At 64.0% G+C, this 14766-nt stretch carries 15 protein-coding genes and 1 pseudogene; 8 read left to right on the forward strand and 8 right to left on the reverse strand.

The annotated features are described in order from the left end of the window. Positions 1 to 13 precede the first annotated feature (13 nt). Both MB84_RS13125 and MB84_RS13130 read right to left on the reverse strand, forming a co-directional pair. Entirely contained in the window at positions 14 to 691 is a 678-nt protein-coding gene (locus MB84_RS13125; protein ID WP_084010039.1) for an HD domain-containing protein, read from the reverse strand. A gap of 68 nt (positions 692 to 759) precedes the next feature. Beyond that, positions 760 to 1545, reverse strand: coding sequence for an IclR family transcriptional regulator (locus MB84_RS13130; RefSeq protein ID WP_046292098.1), 786 nt, complete (start codon positions 1543 to 1545; stop codon positions 760 to 762). A gap of 128 nt (positions 1546 to 1673) precedes the next feature. Between MB84_RS13130 and MB84_RS13135 the strand changes: the two genes are divergently transcribed. Together MB84_RS13135 and MB84_RS13140 are read left to right on the forward strand one after the other, a co-directional pair. Next, entirely contained in the window at positions 1674 to 3017 is a 1344-nt protein-coding gene (locus MB84_RS13135; protein WP_425415864.1) for an MFS transporter, read from the forward strand. A 4-nt stretch (positions 3018 to 3021) separates the two neighbouring features. Beyond that, a complete protein-coding gene (locus tag MB84_RS13140; protein ID WP_046292099.1) occupies positions 3022 to 3468 on the forward strand; it encodes a type II 3-dehydroquinate dehydratase in 447 nt (148 codons plus the stop codon). 125 nt (positions 3469 to 3593) lie between these two features. Here MB84_RS13140 and MB84_RS13145 read toward each other — a convergent pair whose 3' ends face one another. Next, positions 3594 to 4508, reverse strand: coding sequence for a LysR family transcriptional regulator (locus MB84_RS13145; RefSeq protein ID WP_046292100.1), 915 nt, complete (start codon positions 4506 to 4508; stop codon positions 3594 to 3596). 130 nt (positions 4509 to 4638) lie between these two features. Between MB84_RS13145 and MB84_RS13150 the strand changes: the two genes are divergently transcribed. The 3 genes from MB84_RS13150 to MB84_RS13160 all read left to right on the forward strand — a co-directional run bounded on the left by MB84_RS13150 (position 4639) and on the right by MB84_RS13160 (position 8200). Further along, entirely contained in the window at positions 4639 to 5493 is an 855-nt protein-coding gene (locus MB84_RS13150; protein WP_046292101.1) for an NAD(P)H-binding protein, read from the forward strand. A 205-nt stretch (positions 5494 to 5698) separates the two neighbouring features. After that, complete coding sequence (locus tag MB84_RS13155; protein ID WP_046289972.1) at positions 5699 to 6919, forward strand: ISL3 family transposase; 1221 nt, start codon at positions 5699 to 5701, stop codon at positions 6917 to 6919. 69 nt (positions 6920 to 6988) lie between these two features. Next, positions 6989 to 8200 (forward strand): DUF2252 family protein, encoded by a 1212-nt coding sequence (locus MB84_RS13160; RefSeq protein ID WP_065225848.1) that lies wholly within the window; start codon positions 6989 to 6991, stop codon positions 8198 to 8200. 35 nt (positions 8201 to 8235) lie between these two features. Here the strand turns inward: MB84_RS13160 and MB84_RS13165 are convergent, their stop codons facing one another. Both MB84_RS13165 and MB84_RS28985 read right to left on the reverse strand, forming a co-directional pair. Continuing rightward, positions 8236 to 8700, reverse strand: coding sequence for a nuclear transport factor 2 family protein (locus MB84_RS13165; RefSeq protein ID WP_046293772.1), 465 nt, complete (start codon positions 8698 to 8700; stop codon positions 8236 to 8238). A gap of 166 nt (positions 8701 to 8866) precedes the next feature. Beyond that, positions 8867 to 8992 (reverse strand): annotated as a pseudogene (locus tag MB84_RS28985) (thioredoxin domain-containing protein); the annotation flags it as partial. Between the two features lie 102 nt (positions 8993 to 9094). On the opposite strand from MB84_RS28985, the gene MB84_RS13170 reads away from it, so the two are divergent. Beyond that, positions 9095 to 10024 carry a LysR family transcriptional regulator gene (locus MB84_RS13170; RefSeq protein ID WP_046292104.1) on the forward strand — a complete coding sequence of 310 codons (930 nt, stop codon included), beginning with the start codon at positions 9095 to 9097 and terminating at the stop codon, positions 10022 to 10024. 188 nt (positions 10025 to 10212) lie between these two features. Beyond that, on the forward strand, positions 10213 to 11415 hold the full coding sequence (locus MB84_RS13175; RefSeq protein ID WP_046292105.1) for a YbfB/YjiJ family MFS transporter: 1203 nt from the start codon (positions 10213 to 10215) through the stop codon (positions 11413 to 11415). Between the two features lie 54 nt (positions 11416 to 11469). On the opposite strand, the gene MB84_RS13180 is transcribed toward MB84_RS13175, so the two are convergent. Both MB84_RS13180 and MB84_RS13185 read right to left on the reverse strand, forming a co-directional pair. Next, positions 11470 to 12315: an MBL fold metallo-hydrolase gene (locus MB84_RS13180; RefSeq protein ID WP_046292106.1), complete on the reverse strand. Its 846-nt coding sequence runs from the start codon at positions 12313 to 12315 to the stop codon at positions 11470 to 11472. A gap of 48 nt (positions 12316 to 12363) precedes the next feature. Next, complete coding sequence (locus tag MB84_RS13185; RefSeq protein ID WP_046292107.1) at positions 12364 to 12894, reverse strand: hypothetical protein; 531 nt, start codon at positions 12892 to 12894, stop codon at positions 12364 to 12366. Between the two features lie 167 nt (positions 12895 to 13061). On the opposite strand from MB84_RS13185, the gene MB84_RS13190 reads away from it, so the two are divergent. Beyond that, a complete protein-coding gene (locus tag MB84_RS13190) occupies positions 13062 to 13955 on the forward strand; it encodes a LysR substrate-binding domain-containing protein (protein ID WP_046292108.1) in 894 nt (297 codons plus the stop codon). Between the two features lie 42 nt (positions 13956 to 13997). Here MB84_RS13190 and MB84_RS13195 read toward each other — a convergent pair whose 3' ends face one another. Beyond that, positions 13998 to 14750, reverse strand: a complete 753-nt coding sequence (locus tag MB84_RS13195; RefSeq protein ID WP_245725361.1) for a sulfite exporter TauE/SafE family protein — start codon at positions 14748 to 14750, stop codon at positions 13998 to 14000. Between the last annotated feature and the right edge of the window lie 16 nt (positions 14751 to 14766).

A 14766-nucleotide genomic window follows, 5' to 3' on the forward strand; every position in this document is an offset into this window, starting at 1 on the left:
CCTGCGCGTCAGGTCAGTTGTCTTCGAGGAAGCCACGCTCGATGGCGTCGGCGATCATCTGGTCGGCCAGTTCCCCGAGCGCGGGGGATGCGTCGCCGATCACATGCATCAGCTTGCGCACCTGCGACGCTTTGATCGAGCGCTCGCCCCAGACGCGACCGTGCGTGTGATAGCTGTGAAGCAGCGGCTGAAGCCGGTCCATCGCACGCGCGAACCTGGCATCGACTGTCTCGCGCGCTTCGAACTCCTCCCAAAGCGCGCGGTACGATTTCGCCTGATCCGTGGGCAACAGATTGAAGATGCGCTCGGCCGCCGCCTGCTCGCGCTCGTGCTGGTCCTGCGCGGCTACGGCGTCGTAAGCATAGGTATCGCCCGCATCGATCTCGACCAGATCGTGGATCAGCAACATGAGCATGACGCGGGGAATCCGGGTGCCCTGCGGCGCATACTCGGCCAGCACCGTCGCCATCAGCGCCATTTCCCAACTGTGCTCGGCATCGTTCTCGAAACGCTTGCCGGTAATCAGCAGCGTATTGCGCCAGGTCTCTTTGAGCGCATCCACTTCGCGCATGAACAACAACTGTGCCTTGAGACGCGCAGGCACGTCGATTCTGCTGAAATCGCTCGGGATGTTCACGCTCACCGCGTCCGGTTCCGCGTGCGATGCATCGCGTTGATTACGCTTGTCCATCTGATGCTCCATTGGGTAGCCCGCGATTATCGCCGCGATTCCCGTTCACGGCGCATCAGCGTGAGCGCTTAGCCTTTGCCCAACGGCGGACGGCTCGGAAAGCCCGCCATATTGCTCAGTTGCGCCAGCTCGTTGGCGGCTTCGCGCATCGGCACGGAGAATTCGTGGATCTTCTTCGCCGTGAGCCGCACGCGCGGCCCTGCGAGACTGATAACGCCCACACAACGCGAGCCGCTCACGACAGGCACGGCCACCGCCGCCATGCGGGGTGCGAAGACTTCGTCGATCATTGCGTAACCGCGCACGCGCGCCGCATGCAGAAAACCCAGCAATGCCTTGAGCGTCGTCGGCGCGTTCGGGCCGAACTCGTTCGCCTGTCCGAAGCCTTGCTTGAGCACGAGCGACGCCGCCTGTTCGTCGGTCATCGTCATGAGCCACGCATGGCCCGTCGACGTGCAGGAGAGTTGTGCAGCATGCCCCATGTCCGGGTCGTAGCGAAAGCCCGTTCGCTGACCATCGGCTCGGCCCACCCAGATAATGGCGTCGCAGTCGACCAGCGACAGACGCACCAGTCCGGCCGTCTGCGCGGCGAGACGTTCGATGATCGGCTGCGCGATGTCCGCAATACCCGTCAGACTCAGGAATTCGAGTCCGTTCGACGTCATGCGCATCGTGAGGATGTAGCGGCCGTGATCGACCAATTGCCTGACGTACCCGCTCTCGACCAGTTCGGTCAGCACGCGGTGGCAAGTGCTGCGCGGCAGCGACAGCGCTTCGGCGATCGCGACAAGGCCCGCGCCCTCTCCTTCCGACGCCAGCAGATCGAGAATTCTTAGCCCGTTTTTCAGAGACATTCGACGCTATATCCCATAATGTGGAATGGAGTTCCGGTCTGGAACGACCTTTTCGGTGCGCGCAAACAATAGCACTTGTTCGTCGCCAGAAACGAACGTTTCAATATATCGAGAACTCAGGAGACAACATGTCAACTTTGGTGGATTCGGACCTGAACGTGGAAGCACAATCCACGCAGGCCCAATTGATGGCGCGTCGGGCGGTCGCGGGCGCGACGGTCGGCACCGCGCTCGAATGGTTCGACTTCGCGCTCTACGGTGTGGTCGCGGCCACGATCTTTCCCAAGCTGTTTTTCCCGTCGCTCGATCCGACGGCGTCGCTGCTCGCGTCGCTTGCGAGCTTCTGGGCCGGACTGGCCGCACGCCCGCTCGGCGCGGTGATCTGCGGCATGCTCGGCGACCGATGGGGACGTCGCAAGCTGATGCTGATTACCGTGTCGGTGATGGGCATTTCGTCGTTTCTGATGGGGCTGCTGCCGACTTATGCGCAAGTCGGCATCATTGCGCCGACGCTGCTCGTCACGCTGCGCATCATTCAGGGCTTCGCCCTGGGCGGCGAGTCGACCGGTGCGCAACTCATGGCCGTAGAACACGCGAGTGCCGAGCGGCGCGGGTGGTATTCCGGCTTGCTGGGCATCTGCTCGCCGCTGAGCCAGATCCTCGCCAACTTCTCGCTCTTCGCGCTGGCCGGTCTGCTCTCGCCGGACGCCTTCGAATCGTGGGGATGGCGCGTGCCGTTCCTCGCCAGCTTCGTGCTCGTGCTGCTAGGGATCTACATTCGCCGCAAGGTCAGTGAGACACCCGCGTTCGAAGCGCTCAAGAAGGACGGGCAACGCGCGCGCGTATCGAACCCGCTCGGCATCGTCTTCAAATACCACTGGCGCACAGCCCTTCGTCTGACGCTGTTCTTCTGCGGTCCCGCCGCGCTGTTCTATCTGATCGTGGTGTTCTCGCTCAGTTACCTCACCAAACAGCTCGGCGTGCCCAAGCAAACGGGGTTCATGCTGTTGATGGTGGCGAACGTCTGCGCGATCGTGGGTGCGCTGGCGGGCGGCTATCTGAGCGACCGGATCGGACGCAAGCGCGCGCTGCTGCTCGGTTCGTTCTGTACGCTGGTCTGCTGCCTGATCTACTTCCCGATCCTGGGTCAGAACTCGCTGGCGCTGACGATGGCCATGATGGGCGCGTTCCTCGGCTTCACGCAGTTCCAGAGCGGCATTCAGCCCGTGTGGTTCGCGGAGTCCTTCCCGACCGAAGCCCGTTACACGGGGTCTGCCCTGTCGTACTCGGGGGCCAATCTGCTGACGGGCGGCCCGATGCCCATCGTCGCCGTGGCGTTGCTGGGTGCCTTTCAGGGTTCGCCCTGGGCCATCGTGGCGGTATGCGGCTCGCTGAACCTGCTCTCCTTCCTGATGATCGCCATTTCGCCCGAAACGAAGGGCACGCCCCTGGACCGATCATCCACTCACTGACGCCATGACCCGAAAACTCTACATCCTCAACGGCGCGAACCTGAACATGCTGGGTTTGCGAGAGCCGCAGCTTTACGGCACCACCACTCTGGCGGACATCGAACAGAACTGTTTGAAGCTGGCCGCGACGCTCGAATTCGACTGCGTGTTCCGTCAAACCAACAGCGAGCGCGAACTGGTCGAATGGATTCAGGAAGCGTTCCTTCAGGACGCAGCGCTGATCCTAAATCCCGCCGGTTTTTCGTTCGGACGGATTCCCGTGCTGGACGCCGTCAAGCTGCTGGCGCGGCCGGTGGTGGAGCTGCATATCACCAACATTCATCGACGCTCGGAGGAGTATCGCCATTCGACGGTTTCGGTCGCGGCGACGGCGGTGATATGCGGCGCGGGCGCCAACGGGTATCTGCTCGCCATCCGTGCCGTCGACGATCTGTGGAACGCCCCGCGCTGAGCTCGGAGACCTAGTCCCGTCAAAGGGCCATCGATCTGGCACGCCCAAGCCGTGCGCGAGCCTTCTCTCCGCCAAAACGCCCCCGCTTCATGGGGCGTTGCGAGCGGGACGCTCACCGGCCCTGCTCATGTCTTCGCCGTGAGCGACGTCACAAAGTCGAGAAACGCCCGCGTCTTGGCGGGCGGATGATGGCGAGACGGATGATAGACGTAGAGCGGAAACCGCTCGTCGGGCCAGTCCGGAAACAGATCGACGAGTTGGCCGCTCTCGCGCCAGCCTTCGGTGCCGAAGCCCATCACCTGGGCGACCCCGTAACCGGCCAGACAGGCGCTGAGCAGCGTGCCTGCATCGTTCACGACGAGCCGCCCGTTCGTCGGCACCACAAGCCGCTTGCGCTTGCGATGAAACTCCCACGGGAACGGACGTCCCGTGCGCGGATCGCGAAACTCGATGCAGGTGTGCGCGTCCGACGCCAGTTCCTCCGGTTTGAGCGGCCGCCCGCAGCGCTTCAGATAGGCCGGTGCGGCGACCGTCAGGATCGGTGTGTCGAGCAGTTTTCGCGCGACAAGCGTCGAGTCGGGCGGCACGCCGAAGCGCACCGCCAGATCGAAGCCGTCGGCAATCATGTCGCCCAGACTGTCGCGCGTGATCAGTTCCAGATGCAACGCGGGATATTGCGCGAGAAACGCTTCAAGACTCGGCCCGAGAATCAGACGCGAGAAAAAGGGATCGATGTTCACCCGCAGACGACCGCGCACGGCCGTGGCGCCGCCCGATGCAGTCGCTGCAGCGTCTTCCAGCCCGGCGAGCAACGGCGTGACCTGCGCGTAGAAGCGACGTCCTTCGTCCGTGAGCGACACCACACGCGTCGTCCGGTCGAAAAGCCGGATGCCGAGCCGCCCCTCCAACCGCGACACGGCACGACTCACGCCCGGTTGCGACATATCCAGCCGCTCGCCCGCCGCCGCGAAGCTGCCCGCTTCCACAATCGCTACGAACACGCTCATGCCGTTAAGCATGCGTTCATCGAAACCGGCCATGTCGCCCTCCCCGGCATCAAATGCCAAATTAGCATGAATCAAATGACATTGATGTTATCGCGAAATGCATGACATCTGCCGAGAATAGCGACCAGCGCGGTAGGGACCGCGATCTGTTCAAGGATTCGAGATGTACGCCATTACTGGAATTACCGGACAAGTCGGCGCAGTCGTCGCCCAAACGCTGCTCGATCAGGGCGACGCGGTGCGCGCCGTGGTACGTAGCGCTGCTAAGGGCGCAGGATGGCAAGCCCGTGGCTGCGACGTCGCCGTCGCCGATGTGGCCGATGCCGACGCCCTCACCCGCGCCTTCACCGGTGCGCAAGGCGTGTTCGTACTGTTGCCGCCGCACTTCGATCCGTCACCCGACTTCGTCGAGTCGCGCGCCAACATCGCGGGGATTGTCAAAGCGCTGCAGGCCGCCCGTCCGGCACGCGTGGTCTGCCTGTCGACCGTCGGTGCGCAGGCCACCCAGCCCAGCCTGCTGTCGCAACTCTCGCTGCTGGAACAGCACCTCGGCGCACTCGACCTGCCGGTGACGTTTCTGCGCGCGGCATGGTTCATGGAGAACGCGGCGTGGGACGTGGCACGTGCCCGCACGGACGGCGTGCTGGAGAGCTATCTGTCGCCGCTGGACCGGGCGATCCCGATGGTCGCCACCGCCGACGTCGGCACAACCGCCGCCCACCTGCTGCGCGAACCGTGGGAGGGCAAACGCGTTGTCGAATTGTGCGGGCCGGAACTCGTCTCGCCTGATCTGTTGGCAAAGACGCTGGGCCACGCACTCGGGCGCGCTGTCGTCCCGCAAGTCATTGCGCGCGACGAATGGGAAGCGCGATTCCGCGCACAAGGCATGCGTCACCCCACGCCGCGCATGCAAATGCTCGACGGCTTCAACGAGGGCTGGATGACGTTCGAAGGCACGCCGCGACGCGGCACGACCTCGCTTGCCGACGTCGTCAGAAAGCTCGTCGCTTGCCATTGACGCAACGTTTGCCCGACACTGGGTGCATTGCATCGCGTCCGGCCACATGCGTGGCTGGCGCGGCGCGCCCTCAGGGAGCGTCGAATGGCGAACGGCAAGCGCGTCAAGACTGGCAAAAAAAAGGTTCATCGCGCAATAGCGTGGAGGGATTTGACAAGTTTTCGTACTCTTGATGGCAGGAATTTGCCATCAGGAGTGCGTGGAGATGCTGGATCGCAAGCTGCTGGAGTCGCTGGGAGGCTGGCAGGGCTATGCCGTCGAACGCGTGGAGTGGCCCGAGGGCACAGGGCGCACGCTGTCGATCTATTTGAAGCCAACCGCCAAGGTGATGCTGTGCGAGCAGTGCGGCGCACGATGTCGCCAGGTCCATGAGACCACGGTGCGCCGGGTGCGAGATCTGCCGTTATTTGAGTACCGGGTTGTTCTTCATGTTCCACGCCGGCGCTTGTTGTGTGAGCAATGCGGTGGCCCGCGCCTGGAGCGGCTTACTTGGCTGGGTCGCTACCAGCGGGTGACGGATCGGCTTGCGGCGGCCTGCAGCCAATTGCTGCAATCGAGCAACGTGCAGGCGGTGGCGAGGTTCTTCGAGCTGGGTTGGCATACCGTCAAGACGCTGGACAAGGCCCGGCTCCGAGCGTCAGTGCGCGAACCGGATTGGTCCAGGATCGAGTATTTAGCGATGGACGAGTTCGCCCTGCATAAAGGGCATCGGTACGCGACGGTAGTCGTCGATCCGATCAGCAGGCAGGTGCTGTGGATCGGCCCAGGACGCTCACGCGAGACGGCTCGGGCGTTCTTCGAGCAATTGCCGCGTGGGGTCGCCCAACGCATCAAGGCCGTAGCCATCGACATGACTACGGCCTACGAGTTAGAAATCCAGGCCCACTGCCCACGGGCGGAGATCGTCTATGACTTGTTCCATGTCGTGGCCAAGTACGGACGAGAGGTCATTGATCGGGTGCGCGTGGATCAGGCCAACCAACTGCGCCAGGACCGTCCCGCGCGCCGGGTCATCAAATCGAGCCGCTGGCTGTTATTGCGCAACCGCGACAAGCTAGACCGGCAGCAGGCCGTCCGGCTCGACGAATTGCTGCAAGCCAACCAGCCGCTGCTGACGGTCTATGTCCTGAGGGACGAACTCAAGCGGCTCTGGTTCTACCGAAGACCTGCCTGGGCAAAACAAGCCTGGCACCACTGGTGCGAGCAGGCCGAGCAAAGCGGAATAGCCCCCTTGAACACCTTCGCTCAGCGTCTGAAAGGCTATCTGCATGGCATCCTGGCCAGATGCCGACATCGTCTAAACACCAGCATCGTTGAGGGCATTAACAACACTATCAAGGTCATTAAGCGGCGCGCCTACGGCTACCGAGACCAGGAATACTTCTTCCTCAAAATCCGCGCCGCCTTCCCCGGTAATGCTCAATGAACCAAAAAAAAGCAGTGGGCCACCCCAAAGGCCCGATTGGACCGACTCACCCGTGAACGCGAGCGCAAGATGGCGCGATCGCCTCATGCTTATGTGCGAGGCAGCACCGCACGATTCTACGAATGGCTGGACGAGGCCGACGTCAATCTGCCGCAAGGCCCTGCCATCTGGATTTGCGGCGACTGTCACACTGGCAATCTCGGCCCGCTCGCGGACGCACACGGTCATGTCGACGTATTGATCCGCGATCTCGACCAGACCGTCATCGGCAACCCCGTCCATGACCTCATCCGCCTCGCCCTCTCGCTAGCCAGCGCCGCGCGCGGCTCGGCGCTCTCAGGGCTGACCATCATCCACATGCTCGAAGCGCTCACGCATGGCTATATGGCGGCGTTCGATCGCGGCGATGGCAAGGACGATCGGCAAGGCAGCAAATCGCGCAGCACGAAGAACGGCAAGGGACGCAGCAACTCGCACAACGGCAAGGCACAGGACCAGCGCCCTGAGATCGTCGACCTGATCATGCGACGCGCAGTCAAACGCTCATGGAAGCACCTGGCACTGGAGCGCATCGAGGACATCCGTCCGAAGATTCCACTGGGCAGACGCTTCTGGCCGCTCAGCGCGACGGAGCAAAAGCAGATCGACACGTTGTTTCAACTCGACAACATCGCGCGTCTGGCCACGTCATTACGTGGACGGCCGAACGACGGCGCTGTCGAAGTGCTCGACGCCGCCTACTGGGTGAAGGGATGCAGTTCGCTCGGGCGTCTGCGCTACGCCGTTTTGCTCGACGTGGACGGTGGCGTCGTGCAGGGCGACGACCTCTGCCTCATGGACCTGAAAGAAGGCGTGAAGGCGGCAGCGCCTCGCTATGCGGGCGTTCGCATGCCGCGCGACAACGCCGAACGTGTCGTCACCGGCGCGCGGCATCTTTCGCCGTCGCTTGGCGAGCGCATGCGCGCAGCGCGTCTGATGGACCGCTCCGTCGTGATTCGAGAGTTGCTGCCGCAGGACCTGAAGCTTGAAATCGACACCCTCACGCAGCACGACGCCGCCGAAGTAGCGCAGTACCTCGGAGGTGTCGTCGGGCACGCGCATGCCCGGCAAATGGACGACGTCACCTGCCGCGCGTGGCTCGCCGACCTGCAACGCAACCGATCGAAGACCATCGACACGCCGGTCTGGCTGTGGAACAGCGTGGTTCAGCTCACGAGCGAACACGAAGCCGCGTACCTCGAACACTGCAAACGTCTGTTCTCCGGCGTCGCGCCCGACTGATGCGGGCGCGCGTGGGCGTGTCGTTAGCCGGGTAATCAGAACATCGAGTTGCCGCTGACGGTCTTCGCGGGAGTTTGTTGCGAGACGTCCCAATGCTCGACGATCTTCCCCTTCTCGAGACGGAAGATGTCGACGATGGCAATCGGCAGATCGCCGGGATGCGGCACCTTGCGGACATGCAGAATGACGAAGTCACCTTCCGCGAACGCGCGCACGATGTCGCTATGCGAGTCCGGCTGGTTCTTGCGCAGGAAGTCGACGAACTTGCCGAAACCCTCGACACCGTCGGGCGCATTCGGGTTGTGCTGAATGTACTTGTCGCCCAGATACTGACGCGCAGCGGCGAAGTCCTTGCGATTCAACCCCGCGTCATAGAAGGCCAGCACGGCCTGCTTGTTCGCGGCCAGTTGCGACGCAGGCACGGCGGGGGGCGTGCTGCCCGAAGCGCCCAGTCCTTCTGTGGCGGCCGCTGAAATCGCCGAGCCGGGCAACGGCGCCATGCCTTCTGCGGCATGAACGGACGCCGTTGCGACAAGGCAGACGGCGGCGGTGGCGAGCAACGAAGCAATCGGATTTTTCATAGCGTTTGGCGGATGTGTGGTCTGGCGCAGTCGGGCGATCAGCTTAGCAGTTCGTAAGGACCGCCGCGCGTCAGCGCGCGCCGGTAGGCGTCGCGGGCATGGTCTTCGGATCGCGTTCGTGGCGTTGCAGATCGTACGCAAGCCCAAGTTCTTCGAGCATCCACAGCACGCGTTGCGAGCGGGAGTTGTGCAGGTGATGAACCGTCAGCATGGTGTCTGGCTCCGGCGGGAAATCCGCACGCCATTGTCGCCGCATTGGCCCGTTTCGGGGGTTTCGGGTACGCTTGGCCGTCTTCGCCCTCATCTACAGCTCATGGACCGAATCGACGCCATGAAGGTCTTCGTCGCCACCGTCGACGAAGGCAGCCTCGCCGGAGCAGCCCGGCGTCTCGGACGCTCGGCCGCCGCCGTGAGCCGCGCCATCGCCTATCTGGAGACGCGCACCGGCACCGCGCTGCTCCATCGCACCACGCGCACGCTCAAGCTCAGCGCCGCCGGCGAGCGCTATGCGGCCGCCTGCCGACGCATTCTGCTCGACCTCGATGAAGCCGACGTCATCGCCGCCGGTGAGCGGTCTGCACCCCGCGGGCAACTGACCGTCTCCATGTCGCTCGCCGCTGGAGAGACGTTCATGCGCGAGATCGCCGAAGCGTTCATCGAGCGCTACCCGGACGTTGTGGTGCGTCTGCAAATGAGCGACCTGCCGGTGAACCTGATCGACGAAGGCGTCGATGTGGCGGTACGCGTGGCACACCTGCCCGACTCGTCGCTGGTGGCGACCCAAGTCGGCGAAGTGCGACGCATCATCGCCGCGTCCCCCGACTATCTGGCCTCGCACCCGCCCATCGAGACGCCCGCCGACCCGTCGAAACATCGCATCGTTTCCATGACGTACTTCGGCGTCGACTCGTGGCGTTTCCCGCCGACGGGGCGCAGCACCGTACCGCAGATCGTCCAGTTCACGCCGCGTCTGATCGTCAACTCGATCCGGGCCGCCATTGCATCGGTCGTGGCCGGGCACGGCGTGGCGCGCATGCTCTCGTATCACATCGTCGACGAACTGGAGCACGGGGCGCTGAAGATCGTGCTTCAGAACTATGAACATCCGCCGATGCCGGTGCACGTCATCACGCCTCAGGGACGGCTGGCCGTGCCAAAAGTACGCGCGTTCGTGGACTTCGCGGTGCCGCGTCTGCGCAAGCACTTCTCGCGCGCGCACAAGCTTGCGGCAGGCACGCCCTAACGGGCGACCGGCCAGGACAAGCCGTCGAAAGAGGGTCGAGGGGCGCCTCGATTCGTACGCCGCGCGGAAGAATGACTTCCGACGCACAGCCGTTCTCCGGCGCGCGGTCGCCGCCTAAACTGACTCCATCGCCTTTGCGCGCTGCGCCGTTCGATGCGCGACGCGACGCAGCGTCCCCCGGAGTCCTCATGTCCAATGCAGTCCTCGGCGGCACCTCGACCGCCCCTTTCAACGCCTGGCGCGCCACACTTTGCGCCGCTTGCGCAAGCCTCATCGGTATCGGCTTCGCCCGCTTCGCCTACACCGCGCTGCTCCCCGCGATCATCGGCGCACACTGGTTTGCGCCTTCGACGGCGGCTTATCTGGGTGCCGCGAACCTTGGCGGCTACCTCGCCGGTGCGCTGGGCGCGCGCGTGTTGTCGCGTCATGCGTCGAACGTGACGATCCTGCGCGTGATGATGCTGCTGGTCGTCGCGGCGTTCTTCGCCTGTGCGTGGCCGCTCTCGTTCCTGTGGTTCTTCGCATGGCGTTTCGTCTCCGGCTTCGCGGGCGGGGTGTTGATGGTGATTGCTGCCCCTTCGGTGCTGGCGCACGTTACCCCGTCGCGACGCGGCATTGTGAGCGGCGCCATCTTCGCAGGCCTTGGGTTGGGAATCGCCGCATCGGGCACGCTCGTGCCGCTGTTGCTGCGTCAGGGCCTCGCGCAAACGTGGATCGGGCTCGGCGTGTTGTCGCTGGTCCTCACGACCGTCGCATGGCACGGCTGGCCCGCGAGTGCACCTGCGACGGCAGCGACGCCTGCGCATCCGAAACACCGCCCCGCCGTCCCCCTCACGTTGCGCTCGCTCTACATCGAATACGCACTGAACGCCGTCGCTCTGGTGCCGCACATGATCTTCCTCGTCGATTACGTGGCGCGCGGTCTGGGCAAAGGTCTCGATGCGGGGGCCAACTACTGGGTGCTGTACGGACTGGGGGCCATCGTCGGACCGCTCTTCGTGGGCCACCTCGCCGATCGCATTGGCTTTGCGCGTGCGTTGCGCGTCGCGTATGTCTCACAGATGTTTGCCGTGATCCTGCCGGTGCTTGGCCTCGGGCTGCCCGCTCTGATCGTCTCCAGCATGGTGATGGGGGCATTCACGCCGGGTATCGTGCCGCTCGTTCTCGGCCGGGTGAACGAACTCCTCGCGCATCATCCTGCCTCGCAAAAAGGTGCGTGGAGTACCGCGACGACAAGCTTCGCCACCTTTCAGGCAGGCGCCGCCTACGGGCTGTCGTTCCTCTTCGCGGCGACGTCCGGCAACTACTCGCTGCTGTTCGTCGTGGGGGGCGTCGCCATGACGCTCGGGTTGGCGGCAAACCTCGTCGCAGCGAAGATGGCGCGAGCCTGACGTCGCGCTCACCGGGCACTTACCCGCTGCTTACCTGCTACTTACCCGCACCCATTACGCATCGGTCTCGTACGCGAGACCGTACTCGCCCTTCGAGCGGCGAATCCTCGCGAAGCCAGCCTCGCCCAGATGCATCCCTGCGATCAGCACGCCGTCCGCGCTGACGCTATCGAGCAACCGCGACCGGGTCGCCGCTGCAAGCGAGGCATCCTGATCGAACGCAATCGTGACCTCGGGCCGCTGGATCTGGATGTGCGGGAAGTGCACGATATCGCCCCAGACGAGCAGCCCCGCGTCGCGCGATTCGACGAGAAAACCCGTGTGTCCCTCCGTGTGTCCGGGCAACGACAGCGCTCGAACCCCGGGCAGGACCTCGCCCGCACCGAAGGTGCGCAGTTGTTCGCGGTAGGCATCGAAAACACCGCGGGCGATCCGGAAGTTGCCCTGCGCTCTTTCGCTGGCGCGCGCCAGATTGGCATCGTCCTGCCAGAACGCAAGCTCGCTCTTGTTGACCGCAAGCTCGGCGTTCGGAAATGCACGCTGCCCGCTTGAGGTCATCAATCCGCCCACGTGATCCGGATGCGCATGTGTGAGCAGCACCGTATCGATGGCTTCCGGTGCAACTCCCGCATGCCGAAGGTTCGCGTTCAAATGGCCGCCCCACTGCTTGATGCCACCCGCCCCGCTGTCGATGAGGACGGTGCGTCCTCCGCCTTGCACCACATAGCAGTTGATGTGGACGGCCGATGGATTGGACTCGCCGGCAGCACGCTGGATGTTGTCGGCGTCGGTGGCGTCGATGTTCGACAGGAAGTCGAAACTCGCCGTGAGATAGCCGTCGCTGATGGCGATCACGGTGAAATCGCCGATCCGCTGGCGCGGGAAGTGAGAAAAAGACATCTTGTGGCTCCTGAACGGGTAGTGGCGCACGCCGGGATTCGGCGCGCCTCAGCGCGGCGTCTCGCTGCGGGTCAGTTGTTCGCCCATCGGGGCGTAGAGATGTACGCCTGGCGGCGGCTCGGCGAGACGCACGGCATCGTTGGCGGACACCACGGCAAGCCAGCGGCGTGCCGGAACCTTCTCCAACGCCACCGCTCGCATGGCGAGCGGCTTAAGCCCCATATCGACCAGCGGCTCGGGTCCGCTCGCACAGAGCGCCAGACGCTCACCCGCGTGCACGGCAGGTGCCAGCCCGATGTCGCTGTACAGATTTCGGTGCCAGTCCGTGATGTGCTGCTGCCACCGCGCAAAGTTGCCGCCGCCCTTCTGGCGATATTCTTCGCCGGTCAGCACGTCCAGCCCGTCGACCGTGTGGATCGCGAGATAGACGGGGCATCCCGCGGTGACCGCCCTGAATCGTTGCGACGATTGAAAACCCGTCACCGAAATGAGGGCGGGCAGTTTTTCGCGACTGTAGAAGTCGTTCCATTCGGCTTCGCTCGCAGGGTCGGCGAAGGTGCATTCGACGGTGTAGATCATGATGTCTCGTCGTTCCGGGAGATTGAGCGTTCGCACGTGAATCGTGCGTTTTCATTGCATGAACGTAATGCTAATCTCGCATTTTCGACGTCCATAACGATTTCCGGTCAGTCTTCAGTGATATTTAATCAAGCTGACGGCCATTGCCTTTATATCGAGCGAACAAGATGCGACGCAAGATCCCGAGCCATTCCGCCCTACTCGCCTTCGAGGCCGCCGCCCGGCATGGGAGCTTCGCGCGTGCGGCCGATGAGTTAGCTCGCACCGAAGGCGCCGTCAGTCGTCAGATCGCACGGCTGGAGGAATTTCTGGGAGTGACGTTGTTCGAGCGCATCGGCAACCGGGTGCGGTTGCTGCCGAACGGCGCGCGATATGCCGCGCAGGTGCGCGAAACGTTGGACCGACTGGAGCGCGACAGCCTGTATCTGATGGGGCAACCGTCCGAGGGCGCGAGTCTCGATATCGCGGCGACACCGACCTTCGCCACGCGCTGGCTCATCCCCCGCCTGGCGGGTTTTCAGGAGCGGCATCCGAATATCACGGTCCACCTTTCGGAATGCATGCAACCGTTCCTACTGGCAGGCAGCGGGTTCGACGCAGCGATCCATTTCGAGCATCCGGCCTGGGCCGGGATGCACGTGCATCGTCTGCTGGAGGAAGTGCTGATTCCGGTGTGCAGTCCGTCGTTGCTGGCCCGCGCGGGGGAAGGCGCATCGCTGGACGATCTGCCGCGTCTGCATCGTCGTCAGAATCCCGACGCCTGGCAGCACTACGCGCAGGGCACCGGCATTACGCTGACCAACTCCGCCGTAGGTGCCCGGTACGACCTTCACTCGATGCTGATCGAAGCGGCATTGGCGGGTCTGGGCGTGGCGCTGGTGCCGCGTCTATACGTCGGGGCCGAGCTTGAACAAGGCCGTTTGGTCACACCGTGGCCGCAGGACAGCGCCGTGGCGAAGAACTTCTGCCTCGTGCTGCCCGAACCGCTCGAATTGCGTCAGGGACCGATTCGCACGTTCTCGGACTGGCTGCTCGATGAGGCAGGCGCGATGCCTGCCTGATGCCCGGAGGTCACCGGGACGACGGATGCGCCCACACGCGACTCAACGCCACGCCGCGCTCAGCATTACGCCACCGGAGACGACCAGCATCGTATCGAGCAAGCGCTGGAAGACGGTCGGCGACATGCCGAGGACGAAGCGCTTGCCGAGCATCGTGCCCAGCATCAGCGTCATGCCGACGATCAGACCATTGGCCCAGGCTTCGGGCGGCAGCGCACCCAGCCCCGAGAACATCAACACCTTGGCCACGTAGATGAAGACGGAACTGGCCGACTCCGCGCCGAGGAACGCGCCGCCCGACAGGCCGTACGCGGCGAATGCAGGAACGCTGAGCGGCCCCGTCGACAGCACGATACCGGTCAGGAAGCCGATCACTGCGCCCACCGCCGCCAGTTGCCAGAGCGACAGACGAAATTGATGGCGTCGAAGAAAGTGCCGGGTCGGCACCATGGCGACGAAGAACACCCCCAGCGCAATATCGACGGCGGTCGACGGGAGGCTCCAGAGCGTTTTCGCGCCGAGGGCGGCCGCAGGCGCCCCCGGCACCGCATAGGCCAGCACGGCCCGCCAGTCGATCTCGCGCCACCACGCCACCACTTTCGAGAGATTGCCGACGATGGCTGCGACGGCCATGATCGGCACCGCCTGTTTCGGGCCGTACGTGTACACCAGTACCGGCAACAGCATCATCGACGATCCCGTACCGACCACCCCGCTGACCGCCCCCGCCGCCGTCCCCACGATAGCGATCATGACCATGCCCCACACGTGCCCCGCCATGAATCCTGCCAACATCCGTGCCTCGCGATTT

This window comes from Pandoraea oxalativorans, from assembly GCF_000972785.3.
Classification (GTDB): domain Bacteria; phylum Pseudomonadota; class Gammaproteobacteria; order Burkholderiales; family Burkholderiaceae; genus Pandoraea; species Pandoraea oxalativorans.